Origin of the sequence: Arthrobacter sp. CDRTa11, from assembly GCF_026427775.1 — a bacterium.
Taxonomy (GTDB): domain Bacteria; phylum Actinomycetota; class Actinomycetes; order Actinomycetales; family Micrococcaceae; genus Arthrobacter.
Genome location: NZ_CP044532.1, coordinates 717,268 through 731,737 on the forward strand (window position 1 = coordinate 717,268; position 14,470 = coordinate 731,737).

At 63.7% G+C, this 14,470-nt stretch carries 16 protein-coding genes and 1 riboswitch; of the genes, 12 read left to right on the forward strand and 4 right to left on the reverse strand.

Features of this window, described 5'->3' with window-relative positions; genetic code table 11:
* Positions 1-3: 3 nt before the first annotated feature.
* Complete coding sequence (locus F8G81_RS03355; protein ID WP_267277620.1) at positions 4-144, forward strand: hypothetical protein; 141 nt, start codon at positions 4-6, stop codon at positions 142-144.
* On the opposite strand, the gene nadE is transcribed toward F8G81_RS03355, so the two are convergent.
* Complete coding sequence (gene nadE, locus F8G81_RS03360) at positions 141-995, reverse strand: ammonia-dependent NAD(+) synthetase (RefSeq protein WP_267277621.1); 855 nt, start codon at positions 993-995, stop codon at positions 141-143. The genes F8G81_RS03355 and nadE overlap by 4 nt on opposite strands.
* Positions 996-1,157: 162 nt before the next feature.
* Here nadE and pyrE point away from each other — a divergent pair, with 162 nt between their 5' ends.
* The 4 genes from pyrE (at position 1,158) to F8G81_RS03380 (ending at position 4,453) form a co-directional block, all read left to right on the forward strand.
* On the forward strand, positions 1,158-1,730 hold the full coding sequence (gene pyrE, locus F8G81_RS03365; RefSeq protein WP_267277622.1) for an orotate phosphoribosyltransferase: 573 nt from the start codon (positions 1,158-1,160) through the stop codon (positions 1,728-1,730).
* A gap of 127 nt (positions 1,731-1,857) precedes the next feature.
* A complete protein-coding gene (locus tag F8G81_RS03370) occupies positions 1,858-2,616 on the forward strand; it encodes a GAF and ANTAR domain-containing protein (protein WP_267277623.1) in 759 nt (252 codons plus the stop codon).
* A gap of 123 nt (positions 2,617-2,739) precedes the next feature.
* Positions 2,740-3,342, forward strand: coding sequence for a hypothetical protein (locus F8G81_RS03375; protein WP_267277624.1), 603 nt, complete (start codon positions 2,740-2,742; stop codon positions 3,340-3,342).
* A 70-nt stretch (positions 3,343-3,412) separates the two neighbouring features.
* Positions 3,413-4,453 (forward strand): alpha/beta fold hydrolase, encoded by a 1,041-nt coding sequence (locus F8G81_RS03380; protein ID WP_267277625.1) that lies wholly within the window; start codon positions 3,413-3,415, stop codon positions 4,451-4,453.
* Here the strand turns inward: F8G81_RS03380 and F8G81_RS03385 are convergent.
* The gene (locus F8G81_RS03385) at positions 4,450-5,280 is read right to left on the reverse strand and encodes an HAD-IIA family hydrolase (protein ID WP_267277626.1); all 831 of its coding nucleotides are present in this window, start codon (positions 5,278-5,280) and stop codon (positions 4,450-4,452) included. The two genes, F8G81_RS03380 and F8G81_RS03385, sit on opposite strands and share 4 nt — an antisense overlap.
* On the opposite strand from F8G81_RS03385, the gene F8G81_RS03390 reads away from it, so the two are divergent.
* From F8G81_RS03390 to F8G81_RS03410, 5 genes are all read left to right on the forward strand, one after another.
* Positions 5,279-5,440, forward strand: coding sequence for a hypothetical protein (locus F8G81_RS03390; protein WP_267277627.1), 162 nt, complete (start codon positions 5,279-5,281; stop codon positions 5,438-5,440). The genes F8G81_RS03385 and F8G81_RS03390 overlap by 2 nt on opposite strands.
* A 155-nt stretch (positions 5,441-5,595) precedes the next feature.
* The gene (locus tag F8G81_RS03395) at positions 5,596-6,741 is read left to right on the forward strand and encodes a hypothetical protein (RefSeq protein ID WP_267277628.1); all 1,146 of its coding nucleotides are present in this window, start codon (positions 5,596-5,598) and stop codon (positions 6,739-6,741) included.
* Between the two features lie 70 nt (positions 6,742-6,811).
* Entirely contained in the window at positions 6,812-7,486 is a 675-nt protein-coding gene (locus F8G81_RS03400) for a TrmH family RNA methyltransferase (protein WP_416377098.1), read from the forward strand.
* A 181-nt stretch (positions 7,487-7,667) separates the two neighbouring features.
* The gene (fbaA, locus tag F8G81_RS03405) at positions 7,668-8,687 is read left to right on the forward strand and encodes a class II fructose-bisphosphate aldolase (protein ID WP_267277629.1); all 1,020 of its coding nucleotides are present in this window, start codon (positions 7,668-7,670) and stop codon (positions 8,685-8,687) included.
* A gap of 1 nt (position 8,688) precedes the next feature.
* On the forward strand, positions 8,689-9,111 hold the full coding sequence (locus F8G81_RS03410; protein ID WP_267277630.1) for a DUF3151 domain-containing protein: 423 nt from the start codon (positions 8,689-8,691) through the stop codon (positions 9,109-9,111).
* Positions 9,112-9,205: 94 nt separating this feature from the next.
* Here the strand turns inward: F8G81_RS03410 and F8G81_RS03415 are convergent, their stop codons facing one another.
* Both F8G81_RS03415 and F8G81_RS03420 read right to left on the reverse strand, forming a co-directional pair.
* A complete protein-coding gene (locus F8G81_RS03415; RefSeq protein ID WP_267277631.1) occupies positions 9,206-9,838 on the reverse strand; it encodes a uracil-DNA glycosylase in 633 nt (210 codons plus the stop codon).
* A 204-nt stretch (positions 9,839-10,042) separates the two neighbouring features.
* On the reverse strand, positions 10,043-11,251 hold the full coding sequence (locus F8G81_RS03420) for a cobalamin-independent methionine synthase II family protein (protein ID WP_267277632.1): 1,209 nt from the start codon (positions 11,249-11,251) through the stop codon (positions 10,043-10,045).
* 10 nt (positions 11,252-11,261) lie between these two features.
* Positions 11,262-11,364, reverse strand: a riboswitch (SAM riboswitch).
* A gap of 334 nt (positions 11,365-11,698) precedes the next feature.
* Here F8G81_RS03420 and F8G81_RS03425 point away from each other — a divergent pair.
* Positions 11,699-12,988 carry an adenylosuccinate synthase gene (locus tag F8G81_RS03425; RefSeq protein WP_267277633.1) on the forward strand — a complete coding sequence of 430 codons (1,290 nt, stop codon included), beginning with the start codon at positions 11,699-11,701 and terminating at the stop codon, positions 12,986-12,988.
* A 172-nt stretch (positions 12,989-13,160) separates the two neighbouring features.
* The gene (locus F8G81_RS03430; protein WP_267279106.1) at positions 13,161-14,453 is read left to right on the forward strand and encodes a C-glycoside deglycosidase beta subunit domain-containing protein; all 1,293 of its coding nucleotides are present in this window, start codon (positions 13,161-13,163) and stop codon (positions 14,451-14,453) included.
* The last annotated feature ends 17 nt before the right edge of the window (positions 14,454-14,470 follow it).

A 14,470-nucleotide genomic window follows, 5' to 3' on the forward strand; every position in this document is an offset into this window, starting at 1 on the left:
GGTATGAACCCGCTCCTCGCACTCGCCCACGGCAAGTACCAGGGCACGGAACCGGCAGAAAAGTTCGACGGCGGCCGGCGGCTTCCCCGCGAGGTACGTGTCGACGTCGTGGGTCATGGACGTCGTGGGTTCGTGCCCGGTTAGAGGCCGACCCTGGGCTCCTCCGGACCCTCATGCTTCCACCAGGAGTCGAAGATGGTGACGGGTACGGTGCGCTTGTGGCGGGTGCGAAGGTACTTGCCTTCAATCTTTTCGGCCACGTCGTCCGGTACGTCGCGGCCTTCAAGGTAGTCGTCGATCTGGTCATATGTGAGGCCCAGTTCGTCTTCGTCAGTGCGGCCGGGCTTGCCGTCCAGAAGGTCAGCAGTGGGAACCTTCTCCCATACACGGGCCGGCGCCCCCAGCTCAGCGAGCAGTTCACGGTTCTGGCGCTTGTTCAAGCCAAAGAGTGGCAGGATGTCGGCTCCGCCGTCGCCGTACTTCGTGAAGAACCCGGTCACTGACTCGGCGCCGTGGTCCGTGCCGATGACCAGATAGTTGTATTCACCGGCCAGGGCATACTGGGCGGTCATGCGCGTGCGGGCTTTGGTGTTGCCCTTATGGAAGTCGGAAATGCCGTTTCCTACGGTCTTCTCAAACTCGTCCTCGAAGCCGTCCACGGCGGCAGAGATGTTGAACGTCCACTGGGTCTTCGCCTGGATGAAGTCCAAAGCGGCCTGCGCGTCGTCCTCGTCGTGCTGCACACCGTAAGGCAGCCGCACCGCCACGAAGTTGGCCTCGACGCCTTCGGCCTCCAACTCCTCCACGGCAAGCTGGGCCAGGCGGCCCGCCAATGAGGAGTCCAGGCCGCCGGAGATACCCAGGACAAAGCCTTTGGTCTGTGTCGCCTTGAGATAGTCCTTGAGGAAGTTGACGCGTTTGCGCACCTCCCCGGCGGGGTCGATCCGGGGCTGCACGCCCATTTCTTCAATGATTCTGGCCTGGAGTTCGCGCATGTGACCCAGCCTAGCCAGCACTGTCAATACGGCTCAACTGTGTCCTCTGTGACCACGCGGGCTTGATGCACGAGAACCATCCAGCGGTGAGGCGGGCCGCCGTCGGCGGTCCTGGATCTGGCGCCGCAATCCCTGTCCGTGCCAACCACTAAACTGGAGACCATGACTCCCCCTCTTGACGCCACTGCCGCACGCGCCCGCCTCCTTGAACTGATCAAGGAGCTCGCCGTCGTCCGCGGCAAGGTAATCCTTTCCAGCGGAGCGGAGGCCGACTACTACATCGACCTGCGCCGCATCACCCTCCACCACGAGGCCTCCAAGCTGGTGGGCCAGGTCATGCTGGCACTGGCGGACGACGCCGGCATCGACTTTGAGTGCGCCGGCGGGCTCACCATGGGTGCCGATCCCGTGGGTACCGCCGTTATGCACGCCGCGGTGGACGCCGGGCGGAAGGTAGACGCATTTGTGGTCCGCAAGGCGCAGAAGTCCTACGGCATGGGCCGCCAAGTTGAGGGCCCGCCAGTTGAGGGCCGGAACGTGCTGGTGCTGGAGGACACGTCCACTACCGGAGGCTCGGCGCTCACCGCAGTTGAGGGCGTCCGCAAGGCCGGCGGCAACGTGGTGGCCGTGGCCGTCATCGTGGACCGGGACACCGGTGCCAAGGAAAAGATCGAGGCCGAGACCGGTGTGCCGTACCTGTTCGCCTTCGGCAAGGACGAGCTGGGACTCTCCTAACAGCTGGAGCCAGGGGAGCGTGGGACTGGACGGGTCAGCCCGCTGACCTGCACGGCTGGACTCATACTTGAGGGTGCCCTACTATTTGCCCTAACCCACTTCAGGATCCCTTTGGAGAACGTGCACTATGCTCCCGCCAGAACAGCCTTTGAACACCACCGAGCAAGTCCAGAATCTCATCCTGGACAGCGCGGACTTCGAAGCGTTCCTCAATGAACTGGCCAGGTTCTCGGCCCACCAGATGGCCGGCGACGGCGACGACGCCTTGTGCGGAATCACCCTGCTTCGCGATCGCAAGGCAGCCACGATCGGCTGGAGCAGCGACTCTGCGCGGGAAGTGGATGAAATCCAGTACTCGCTCTCGCAAGGACCTTGCCTCACTGCCGCCGAGGAAGAACGTGAAGTCCACGTGCCGGACCTGTTCGAGGAGGACCGCTGGGGCCCGGACTACGCCAACGCGGTGGCGTCCCACGGACTGCGTTCAGTCCTGTCCCTGCCGTTCAACCTGCAGGGCGAAGCAAGGGCCGCCCTGAACCTCTATTCGGACGTGCCGAATAAGTTCGATGAACGCGCGGCCGCCCGGGCCAGGGGCTACACGCGGGAAATCTCACAGGCGCTGCGGCTGGCTGTCCGGTTTTCACTGCACACAGACAGCGCCACCAACCTCCGGGCCACCCTGGAGTCCAGGACAATCATCGACATCGCCGTGGGCATTGTGATGGCACAGAACCGTTGCAGCCAGGACGCAGCGGTCCGGATCCTTACGGACGCCTCCAGCAACAGCAACACCAAGATCCGCGACATTGCCAAGTCTCTGGTTGAATCCGTCGGCGGGACGGGCACCCGCACGCACTATCAGGAGCCGGACCAGGCCCAGGCCGGCTAGGTTCCAGGCGCTTGGAACCTGCACTGAACACTTCGCAGGACGGTGGCTTGTGCGGAACTGCGTGGAAGGATACGCTAGCCGAGGTTGAGCCGTCGGCCATAGACCCCTTCTTTTGGAGTACCTATGGACCGCAGACTTTATGCCCACGTTAAGCTGGACGTCGCCGCCGATGTCGTGAGGATCGATGTCCGGGGCAGCCTCAATGAGCAATCCCGCCCATCCCTTGTCCACGTTATCCTCCGCGTCAGGCGCACGGGGATCAGATCCCATATCCGGGTTGACCTCTCCCGTGCCGCGATTGTTGAATCATCAGCGCTGGCAGGTCTGCGCAATGACCTTAACGCCATCGACGGTGCCACCTGTCCGGGCGGCAACGGAGCGGGCGTCTCCCTTGAACTGACGGCCTCGTCCGAGGAGAGTTCCTCGGGCCCCCGCCTTGGAGAGCGGCCGCTGGACATCGCCGGTGGACTGACCGATGTCTTTGCTGCCCAGCATGTCGAAGAGGAACCGGAAGGCTTGGGAGCGTTGGGCGCCCGTTCGTTGACGGAGTATTCTGACGACGAACTCCTGGCCGCCAGCGACTCGATCTTTTCGCTTCTGGACACCCCCGAGGCATTCGCCGGATCCGATCTCCTGGCCCGCTATAACGACATCGGCGAGGAGATTTCACGGCGGGACTCCACCGATGCTGCTTTCAAACCCGCAGCGGGGGAAGCTGCCAGCTGAGCCCGGTTCCCGCTGACGCCGGCAAGCGCACAGTTGCAGTGGGGGCTCCCGCTGTGACTACGGTAGAGATGTGCCGCTACAGGGGGAATCTGAGCAACACGAACAGCCAGGGGCTGCCGGAGCCCGGCTGCTCGCGGATGCCGCTGCCCTCAGGACGTTCTCGCGGCGGAGCTTCTTCATAGGAGCAGGGGCATCATCGGTGCTTGCCGCGGACATGCTGCTGACCCGGCGGGTCCAGGCAGAGCGCAGGGTCAACAGGATTCTCACGGTGCCTGATGACTTCGCCGACGCCTACTACCCTGATGCCAGCTGGTTCCTTTTCCCAGGCTACAAAACCAGCTGGGAGGAAGCCCAGTGGATCCTGAACTCCCTCCGGGGTGCCTTGAACAAGCGGGCCCAGCTGGCCGCCGTCGGCTATTCCAATCAGGGCCTGGACATTGACGAGCTGGTCATTGCGGTCATCGAGCATGTCCGGGCGCGAAAGCTCACCAAGCTGTTCTTCTACGGGCACAGCTTCGGCGGGATGGTGGCCACCCAGGTGGCTGCCCGGCTACGGGAACTTCACGGCGTGGAAGTGGCGTTCATCCTGCTCGATTCCACGCCCTACAGCAAGCATGATGTCCTGGACCAGAGCTGGTTCGACGGCGTGGTGTTCCTCTACGAGCGCGGATTCCGCGTCCCGTCGGTGCTCCGCGGCGGCTACGAACTGGGGGAGCGCGTCATCCACAAGGACGAACGGACGTGGCGCCAGATCCTGGACCAGACCATGGAGCAGCTGTCACCGATCGCTCCCTCCAGCGTCCTTGTCCAGTCCGAGTCGGCGTACATCTACCACTTTGACGGAATGCGGTTCGCGGACAAGCTTGGTGGCACGCGGATGGCATTCATCGGGAATCCGGCGGACCGGACAGTGCGGTACCAGACCGCTCTGGAAGCCTGGAACGTGGCCTACCGCGCCAACATGGTGTCCACCGAGCAGCAGACGGACGGTGCACGGCCGGCGCATGCCAGCCCGGGATGGAATCCCACGATTTACCGGCCCATCCTGGAGCGGCTCCTGAACGAGCTTTTCCCCCTCCCCCGTGGAGGATCCAGGGTGACGGTCTTCTAGATCTGGTCCTTCAGGTCGGCCACCGAGGTGAGCACCTGGTTGGGCCGGAAGGGGTACGACGCGATGTCATCGCGCTGGGTGATTCCGGTCAGCACCAGGACAGTGTGCAGGCCGGCTTCCATGCCGGCAATGATGTCCGTGTCCATCCGGTCCCCGATCATGGCAGTGGTTTCGGAGTGTGCATCAATCTGGTTCATCGCGGACCTGAACATCATGGGATTCGGCTTGCCCACAATGTAGGGTTCCCGGCCGGTTGCCTTGGTGATCAGAGCGGCGATGGCGCCCGTCGCGGGCATGGGGCCGTCCTTCGACGGGCCCGTGGCGTCGGGGTTGGTGGCGATAAAGCGGGCGCCGGCCAGGATGAGGCGAATGGCCATGGTGATCGCCTCAAACGAATACGTGCGGGTTTCGCCCAGCACCACAAAGTCCGGGTCCTGGTCCGTGAGGATGAAGCCCGCCTCATGCAGCGCCGTCGTCAGCCCGGCTTCGCCAATGGTGTAGGCGCGGTTGCCGGAACCTGAGCCCAGCACCTGGTTCTTGAGGAACTGGGCGGTGGCCAGGGCGGAGGTCCAGATGTTTTCCTCGGGAACCTCCAAACCGGAGGCGCGGAGCCGTGCGGCCAGGTCGCGGGGGGTGAAGATGGAGTTGTTCGTCAGCACCAGGAAGCGCCGGGAAGTATCCACCCAGCGCTGGATCAGTTCAGCTGCGCCCGGGACCGCCTGGTTTTCGTGGACCAGGACGCCGTCCATGTCCGTCAGCCAGCACTCAATTTCCCGGCCGCTTCGGTAGATGGTTGACGATTCGCTGACCTGGTCCGCTTTTGCCATGTTGTTATCCTCCAACGCTGATGTGCCGGTTGCGGATCCCAGTCTGTCATCCTTCACCGGCGGCACCATCCGCGGCCCGAAGAATGACGGCCGGTCAGCCGGCAACTCTTCCAGCCCGCAACTCTTCCGCAGCGTCTTCCATCAGCGCGTCTTCCATTAGGCTCATACGTGGCACTACTGTGCCAAGTGCTGCGGCTCGGGGGATGTCCGCAGCAATTGATTGTGCCGGCCCGCGCCGGCAGGCCCCCGACGCCGGACATCACATGGCATCCCGGGAACCTCAGGATGCCCACAAGCACCTGAAAGGGTCTGCCAATGACCAACCAGTACAACGCCCCGCCGCCCCCGCCCCAGGGGCCGGATGGCCACCAGAACGGCTATCCGAACCCGCCGTATCAGCCTGCGCCTGACCAAACGGCGCCCTACCAAAACCAGCCTGACCAAACGGCCCCGTACCAAACCGCGCCGTACCAGACTGTGCCGTACCCGCCGGCGCCGAACCAAGCCGGCCCGTACCCGCCGGCGCCGAACCAAGCCGGCCCGTACCCGCCGGCGCCGGACCAGACCGGTCCCTACCAGCCGGGACCGAACCCCTCTGAACCTGGCAGCGGCAACAAAACCCTGTTCATCGTTCTGGGCGTCGTAGCAGCAGCTGTCATCGCGGCCCTGGTGGCCGTATTCATTTGGGTCATCCCGGCGTTCAGCAACCAGGGAGGGGAAACTCCGGATCCTGTAGCGGCCTCGGCCGAGGCAACGGATGATGCAGACGCAAAGAACTCGGCAGAACCTTCCGCCGATCCCAGCCCCACAGCATCGTCGGCGGACATGCCGGCCGGCGCTATTCCGCTGCCCCCGGGCTGGGACACCCTGCAGGGACCCACTGACATCCCGGCCGACGGCGACCCGCTGTTCCGCAAGTTCGTCACCGGTGAATCCTCCTTCCAGTACCTTGCTTCCTGGACCCAGGACGAAACGTTCGGAATCACCACAGACCCCGTCTCGGGCGTAACCATGCAGCAAAAGGCGCAAGGCACCGAGGAACGGGACGGGGACGGCATTGCCCTTGCGTTCGCGTTTTTCGCGGAAGCGGAGGAAGGCAAGTACGGCAAGGAGCCGGCCAAGGTCCAGGCGGGCATCCAGGAAATTGAGGCAAAGTTCAAGGCCATGCCCGCCGCAGAGTTGCCCCAGCACCTTGTGGGACACAAGTGCACCAGCAATTTCAAGACCTCGACGCCGGAACTCAGGCAATTCCGTCGCGCAGTTGCCGTGGTGATTGGCTTCACCTGCACCAATGCCCGGGCGGAAACGATCCAGGCCGTCAACCTTTTCACGGTGACGCCCTGGGGCACGCCGCAAATGATGGGCATCAGCGGGCACGAAAGCTACTGGGCGGCCAACCCCGGGCTGATGGAGAAGCTGGGCAACTCCTACCGCGCCAATAAGTGGAAGCTGGCCGGCTGACACCACCGCGGGTCCCGGCCGGATACCTGGCCGGGACCCGCGGCCGGGCAGGCGCAGCTAGAGTTGATGCGTGACTGACCACCCCCAGATTCCAGCCCCGCCCGTGCCAGCGCCCGAGGAGGATGCCGCCCCCAAGGCGGAGGTCGGCGTCGGGCCCTGGGAAGGGGACCTCCCTGCCGGTGACCATTGGGACCCGGACCTGCTCGCCGACGGTGACCGGCGAAACGTGGTGGACCAGTACCGCTACTGGAAGCACGACGCCATCGTGGCCGACCTCGATTCCCGGCGCCACAACTTCCACATCGCCATCGAGAACTGGCAACACGATCTCAACATCGGCACCGTGGTCCGGACCGCCAACGCGTTCCTCGCCAAGGAAGTCCACATCATCGGACGACGCCGGTGGAACAGGCGGGGCGCCATGGTCACCGACCGCTACCAGCATGTCCGCCACCACCCCACCGTGGAGGACTTCGTGGCGTGGGCGCAGGGGGAGGGGCTGGCCATCATTGGCATCGACATCTTCCCGGACTCAGTGCCGCTGGAAACGTACGAACTGCCCAAAGACTGCGTGCTGGTGTTTGGGCAGGAAGGCCCGGGCCTGACGCCTGAAGTGCATGAGGCGGCGCTGGCCACCCTCTCCATCGAGCAGTTCGGCAGCACCCGCTCCATCAACGCCGCCTCGGCTGCCGCGATCGCCATGCACGCCTGGGTCCGCCGGCACGTTTTCAACCAGCACGTCTAAGCTTCGCGACGGGCCAGGACCGACGGGAAGTAACATCCCGGCGCAAGAACAGAACCCTGTATTACCAGTTTCCGTGACCCGAAACACGGCCCGGCGGCAGAACTGGCTAGGATGGTTCCTAGCCGACGAGGTTCACTCCAGGGTCAAGAACCCGCAGACGAAATTCACATGAGGAGTCAGCATGCCCATTGCAACCCCAGAGATCTACTCCGAGATGATCGACCGCGCTAAGACGGGCGGCTTCGCATACCCGGCCGTCAACGTCACCTCCTCGCAGACGCTGAACGCGGCCCTCCGCGGTTTCGCCGATGCTGAGTCCGATGGCATCGTCCAGGTTTCCACCGGCGGCGCCGCCTACTGGTCCGGCGCCTCCACCAAGGACATGGTGGCCGGTTCCCTGGGCTTCGCAGCCTTTGCGCGCGAAGTTGCCAAGAACTACAACGTCAACATCGCCCTACACACGGACCACTGCCCCAAGGACAAGCTGGACGGCTTTGTGCTGCCGCTGTTGGCCGCTTCCGAGGCCGAGGTCAAGGCAGGCCGCAACCCGCTGTTCAACTCCCACATGTGGGACGGTTCCGCAGAGACCCTGCAGGAGAACCTCCGCATCGCCCGTGAACTGCTGGAGCGCACCGCCGCCGCGAAGATCATCCTCGAAGTTGAGATCGGCACCGTCGGTGGCGAGGAAGACGGCGTCGAGAACGCCATCAACGACAAGCTCTACACCACGGTTGAAGATGCCCTGGCCACCATCGAGGCCCTCGGTGCCGGCGAGAACGGCCGCTACATCACCGCCCTGACCTTCGGCAACGTGCACGGCGTGTACAAGCCGGGCGGCGTGAAGCTGCGTCCGGAGATCCTGAAGGATATCCAGGCCCAAGTTGGCGCGAAGATCGGCAAGGACAACCCGTTCGACCTCGTCTTCCACGGCGGTTCGGGCTCCTCGGACCAGGAAATCGCTGACGCCGTCTCCTACGGAACCATCAAGATGAACATCGACACCGACACGCAGTACGCCTACACGCGTCCGGTGGTTGACCACATGTTCAAGAACTACGACGGCGTCCTCAAGGTTGACGGCGAAGTGGGCAACAAGAAGCTCTACGATCCGCGCGTCTGGGGCGCCTCGGCCGAAGCCGGCCTGGCTGCACGTGTGGTGGAGGCAGCCAAGCAGCTCGGCTCCCTCGGCAAGTCGTTCTAGTATGTCCGACGAGTTCCGCAGGAACCTGATGGGCCCCGAGCCCACCCTCCTGCCTGCCGAGACCGAGGTCTACGAGCAGCTGGAGGCGGGCCAGGAGGCACTGGATCTGGTGGAAAAGCACCCCACCTCCTCGCTGCTGTGGGCTGTGCTCGCGGAAGAGGCGTGGGCCGAGGGACGCACCATCGATTCCTACGCCTATTCCCGTGTGGGCTACCACCGCGGCCTGGATTCGCTGCGGCGTAACGGCTGGCGCGGCGTCGGCCCCATCCCCTGGGAGCACGAGCCCAACCGCGGCTTCCTGCGTGCGCTGTATTCGTTGGGCCGCGCTTCGGCGGCCATCGGCGAAGCCGAGGAACCGGAACGGATCGAGAAGTTCCTCAACGACTCGGACCCGGCAGCGAAAGCGGCGATCGAAGGCAACTGAACGAAGTTAAAAGCACGTTAAAGCACGACGGCGGGTGGTCACCTTTATTGGAAAGGTGGCCACCCGCCGTCGTTAACTCCGTAACCGGAGGGGACTAGCTGGGCTTCGTCAGGCCTGTGCGCGCCATGGCATCCGCATAGGCCACGTGCATTTCTTCAAGATACTGTTCCTGCCGGGCCGGGGTACCGGCGAAGGCACGGCCACTGAGGGAACGGACCTTGTAGGTTTTCAGGCCGCGGCGCCAGAGCAGGGGCACCTCGGTCTTCAGCAGCAGGTTGGCCAGGCGGTTGGCCTCGGTGCCGTGTGCCACGATGACGGAAGCCCGGGGCACGAGGGCCAGGAACTTGAGCAGCGGCTTGAGGCCGGAGGCGATCTGGTCCGGCGTGAACTTGCCGTTGGGCTCGCCAGGGGTGTGCCACGGGTGGACGTTCCACGGCATCACGAACTCCGGACGCAGGCCCAGTTTCCACTGGACGCCCAGCATGCGGGTGGCGGCGTCGTCGTCGCCGGCGGTAATGAATCCGGACTTGTCCGCTTCGCCGATGTTCGAGTACAGGCTGATAATGCGGCATTCATCTACGTCGTGCATGGGGTCAACGTAGGGAACTTGGGTGTCCGGCTTGACGCTCTGCAGGGAATCGCACAGCTCGTTGACGGCTGCGACGTTGGGTTCGTAACGGCGGCTCATGAGCTGCTCGCGAAAAGATTCAGGTGCCAGGGCTGTCATGTATTGCTATGTCTCCTGCGGGGCTCGGTGATGCTGCCAATCCGGAAAATGGGCGCACCGTGGCGCGGCAGGTTCCGGGATGGTTTGAAATGTGGAGTGGACCGATTCCTGGTCGGTCCTTATCAGTTTAGCAAGCCCCGCAAAACGCAGGCGCGCCCAAGGCCTTCCCGTGATGGAAGGCACAGGGCGGCTGGATCGCTGCACCTACCAAAGACGCTGGCTGGCGCGCCGGGCGCCCTCGCCGAGAGCCTCCAGTTTGGCGAAGGCGATCTGCGGGTGAACACGGCCGCCCAGCCCGCAGTCCGTGGACGCAATAACGTTCTCCCGGCCCACCAGTTCGGCGAAGCGGACAATCCTGTCAGCGACGAGATCCGGGTGTTCCACAACGTTGGTTGCATGTGAGACCACCCCGGGAATGATGGCCTTGCCCTCCGGAAGCCTGGTGTTTTCCCACACCCGCCACTCATGCTCATGCCGGACGTTGGCGGCCTCGAACGAGTAGGCCCCGGCGTTGACCTGCAGGACTGATCCAACGATGTCCCCGAACGGAATGTCCGTGGTGTGCGGCCCATGCCAGGAACCCCAGCAGACGTGGAGGCGGATCTGTTCCTGGGGCAGGTCGCGGAGGGCCCAGTTGGTGGCCTCGATGCGCAGCTGGATGAATTTGAGGTAGTCCTCCAGCGATGGCTCGGGGTTGATCTGGTCCCAGCTTTCCGCGAGGGAGGGGTCATCGAGCTGTACCGTCAGGCCGGCGTCGATGATGGCCTTGTATTCCTCCCGCATGGCATCGGCGCAGGCGTACAGCAGTTCCTCGTCCGACTTGTAGTACTCGTTGGCTACCCTGGCGCACGAACCGGGGGACAGGGACGCCAGAAAGCCTTCGGTCAGGCCGGCTGCAGCCAGTCCCTTTTTGAGGTTGGTGACATCGGAGGCCACCAGGTCATGCCCCGTGTAGGTCAGGGGTCCCGCGATTTTCGGTTGCGTCACGCTTTTGCGGTGCGCCAGGATGCCCGAGGACGGATCGGTGTATGCGTCGTTGAAAGCCAGCCGGTCCCGGCGGTCCGGAAACGAGGTCAGCACAATGTGCCCCGGGGACGAGCGATGCACCACGGGGTCCTTCCACCTGTCCACGTCGGTGGGTTCCAGGCCGCCCAGCCTGGCGAAGGAATAGTTCCACCACGCGCCGTAATCAACGGAAGTGGACATGGTGTGCCCGTACTCGCCGTCGTTCGCAATGTCGACGCCGAGGTCTTTCTGCCGCTGGACCACATCCGCCACCGAGGCCTCCAGCAGCTCCAGGAATTCGGGCGTGATGCCCTCGGATTCCTTGGCGGCATTGGCGGCGATGAGTTCCGGGGTTCGGGGCAGGGAACCTGCGTGCGTGACCTGGATGTAGTCGGTGTTGAGGGACATGGATACTTCCTTTCCATCGGTCCTGGCAGTAGCACCAGCGGACAGGATTGTCCCTGCACCCGTGGTTGCTGCGGCGTCAGCGAGCCAGGTCTCTCGGCCGCTCCGGATGGGTACTCTCACTTAATGGCATCTGCCGGGTGCGGGCAAGACTTCGCCAGATTATTTCAGCCGGTTTGTTTCAGCCGGTTTGTTTCATGGGATGGGCGGGTGGCAGGCGCGAAGAAACCCAGGGCCCGCCTGCTGCGAACGAGTAGAGAAACCCGGGGATCCGCTAAACTTGGCTGGTAAGAGCCCCGAACTCTTGCCTGGCAGGCCACCGCAACTGTGCCCGCCAGACTGTAGCCGTCGGGGCATTCTCATGAACGGCGTTGACTTCCGGCTGAACACCTGCTGCCTCACCAGGGTGGATCAACCGGAATGCAGCCCGAACGAATGGGGGAGGATCCCATGCCAGCTATCGTGATCGTAGGAGCCCAATGGGGCGACGAGGGAAAAGGCAAGGCCACTGATCTCCTCGGCGGCCGCGTCGACTATGTGGTTAAGCCCAACGGCGGCAATAACGCCGGGCATACCGTCGTCGTAGGCGGTGAGAAGTATGAGCTCAAGCTCCTTCCGGCCGGCATTCTCAGCCCCAATGCGGTTCCCATCATCGGCAACGGCTGCGTGGTGAACCTTGAAGCCCTGTTCCAGGAAATTGAAGGCCTGCAGGCCCGCGGTGCAGACACTTCCAAACTGCGCGTCTCCGCCAATGCACACCTGGTGGCGCCTTTTCACCAGGTGCTGGACAAGGTCACTGAACGTTATCTCGGCAGCCGCGCCATCGGAACCACGGGCCGGGGCATCGGGCCCGCCTATATGGACAAGGTGGCCCGGCTGGGCATCCGTGTCCAGGACGTCTTCGACGAATCCATCCTCCGCCAGAAGGTGGAAGGATCGCTCCGCCAGAAGAACGAGCTCCTGGTCAAGGTCTACAACCGCCGCGACATCGATGTTGAGGAGATTGTTGAATATTTCCTCTCCTTTGCCGAGCGTCTCCGGCCGCTGGTCATCGACAGCACACTGGTCCTGAACAAGGCCCTGGATGAGGGCAAGGTAGTGCTCATGGAAGGCGGCCAGGCCACCTTCCTGGACGTGGACCACGGCACCTACCCGTTTGTCACCTCCTCCAACCCCACCGCCGGCGGAGCCTCCGTTGGCTCCGGCATCGGTCCCACCCGGATCTCGCGCTCCATCGGCATCATCAAGGCGTACACCACGCGTGTGGGCGCCGGCCCGTTCCCCACGGAGCTCTTCGACGAGATGGGCGTGTACCTTCAGAAGACGGGCGGCGAGTTCGGCGTCAACACCGGCCGTCCCCGCCGCTGCGGCTGGTACGACGCCGTCCTGGCCCGCCATGCGGCCCGCGTCAACGGCTTCACGGACTACTTCGTCACCAAACTGGATGTGCTCACCGGCATCGAGCAGATCCCGGTGTGCGTGGCCTATGACGTCGACGGTGTCAGGCACGACGAAATGCCCATGACCCAGACCGAGTTCCACCACGCCAAGCCCATCTTCGAGTACTTCGAAGGATGGACCGAGGACATCACGGCCGCGCGCACCATGGATGACCTGCCGGAGAATGCACGCAACTACGTCCTGGCCCTGGAAAAGCTCTCCGGTACCCGCTTCTCAGCCATTGGCGTAGGTCCGGACCGGGACCAGACGATTGTGGTCAACGACCTCATCAATGACTGACAGTTTCTGAAAGTCCGACGCCGGCGGGTCACCTGAACAGGTGGCCCGCCGGCGTCGTTAATGGGCAAACCCGGATGGATGCGAACCTCTTAAGTAGGATCCTCACCAACTTAGGTGTGAAACAGACATAATGCTGTTAGTCTGTTTAAGAACCTACAGAGAGTGAGCAATGATGCTTCTCGAAAGAGACCTCATCCAGTCCGTCGGCTTCCGCAACGTAACAGAAGGCGGACGTGTGACCGGCTTTCAGTTCCGGGTCCGGATGCCTTCCTACCGGGGTATGGCCGCGTCCCTCATTGACGGCATCGCGGTCCGCATTGGCGATCTGGTGAACGTTGGCCCCGACGTTCCGCGTTGGACGTTTGGCGGGCGGACCTACACACTGCAGCAACTCTGGGAAAGTGATGGCGTCCGCTGGCCCCTGGAGGAAGCTGCCCTGGTCACCGTTCCCCTCGACGGCGGACTGCCGCAAGGCGTCCATGAGCTCAGCATCGAGCTGCGGCTGCGGATGTCCTACATTCCCGTCGAGCACCAGCCCACCATCCACCGGGTCAGCCGGAAGGTGACGCTGGCACCGGAAGGCGGAGACGGTAATTTCCGCTACGGCGTTTCCCTGTACAGCTTCATGGGCGACTACGGCACGGTCATGGACCTGGAAACGGCCTTGGCCGCCGTCGCCGACGTGGGCGCCACCGGCGTCGAGATCCTCGGCGAGGGCCACATCCCCAACTATCCCGAGCCCTCCCCGGCGTGGATGGACAACTGGTTCGGCCTGCTCGAGAAGTACTCTTTGGAGCCCACGAATTACGGCTCCTGGATTGACACCCGGCTGCATCCTGGCCGGAGCATGACAGCAACCGAAGGTGCCGAGGCGCTGCAACGGGACCTCAGGCTTGCCCACCGGCTGGGATTCGGCTTCGTCCGCCCAAAGATCGGGGTCGTATCCAGCGACTTGGTTCCGGACCCGATCTGGACGGAGTCAGTGGAACGCTCGCTCGACCTGGCGCACGAGCTGGGGATCATCATCTGCCCCGAGATCCACTCGCCTACGCCCATCAGGCACCCCGTCGTCGAGGACTACATCGGCCTCATTGAACGGACGGGAACCAAGAACTTCGGCCTCCTCATCGACACCGGCATCTTCCAGGACCGGCCCATCCCGCTGCGGGAAGGGGAGACGCGCGAGACCCGCCCCGCCTTCCTGGACGGCATCGGCGTCGATCCGGCCGATTTCGCGGACATCGCCCAGTACGTGGTGTTCATCCAGGCGAAGTTCCACGACATCAACGAGCAGCTGGAAGACCAGCAGATTCCCTGGCTGACCGTGCTCAGTGCGCTCAAGGACGCCGGCTACAGCGGCTACCTTTCCAGCGAATACGAAGGCGAACGCACCCCCTGGCGGGCCATCGAGCAGGTGCGGCGCCAGCATGCCCTCATCCGCCGCATTACGGCCGAACTTCCCTGACCCATCCCATCTCCCAG

Excerpts from the sequence above, each read along its gene's own strand:
- F8G81_RS03355 (WP_267277620.1), top strand. The coding sequence starts at position 4 with ATGAACCCGCTCCTCGCACTCGCCCACGGCAAGTACCAGGGCACGGAA.
- nadE (WP_267277621.1), bottom strand. The coding sequence starts at position 995 with ATGCGCGAACTCCAGGCCAGAATCATTGAAGAAATGGGCGTGCAGCCC.
- pyrE (WP_267277622.1), top strand. The coding sequence starts at position 1,158 with ATGACTCCCCCTCTTGACGCCACTGCCGCACGCGCCCGCCTCCTTGAA.
- F8G81_RS03370 (WP_267277623.1), top strand. The coding sequence starts at position 1,858 with ATGCTCCCGCCAGAACAGCCTTTGAACACCACCGAGCAAGTCCAGAAT.
- F8G81_RS03375 (WP_267277624.1), top strand. The coding sequence starts at position 2,740 with ATGGACCGCAGACTTTATGCCCACGTTAAGCTGGACGTCGCCGCCGAT.
- F8G81_RS03390 (WP_267277627.1), top strand. The coding sequence starts at position 5,279 with ATGTTGTTATCCTCCAACGCTGATGTGCCGGTTGCGGATCCCAGTCTG.
- F8G81_RS03385 (WP_267277626.1), bottom strand. The coding sequence starts at position 5,280 with ATGGCAAAAGCGGACCAGGTCAGCGAATCGTCAACCATCTACCGAAGC.
- F8G81_RS03395 (WP_267277628.1), top strand. The coding sequence starts at position 5,596 with ATGACCAACCAGTACAACGCCCCGCCGCCCCCGCCCCAGGGGCCGGAT.
- fbaA (WP_267277629.1), top strand. The coding sequence starts at position 7,668 with ATGCCCATTGCAACCCCAGAGATCTACTCCGAGATGATCGACCGCGCT.
- F8G81_RS03410 (WP_267277630.1), top strand. The coding sequence starts at position 8,689 with ATGTCCGACGAGTTCCGCAGGAACCTGATGGGCCCCGAGCCCACCCTC.
- F8G81_RS03415 (WP_267277631.1), bottom strand. The coding sequence starts at position 9,838 with ATGACAGCCCTGGCACCTGAATCTTTTCGCGAGCAGCTCATGAGCCGC.
- F8G81_RS03420 (WP_267277632.1), bottom strand. The coding sequence starts at position 11,251 with ATGTCCCTCAACACCGACTACATCCAGGTCACGCACGCAGGTTCCCTG.
- F8G81_RS03425 (WP_267277633.1), top strand. The coding sequence starts at position 11,699 with ATGCCAGCTATCGTGATCGTAGGAGCCCAATGGGGCGACGAGGGAAAA.
- F8G81_RS03430 (WP_267279106.1), top strand. The coding sequence starts at position 13,161 with ATGCTTCTCGAAAGAGACCTCATCCAGTCCGTCGGCTTCCGCAACGTA.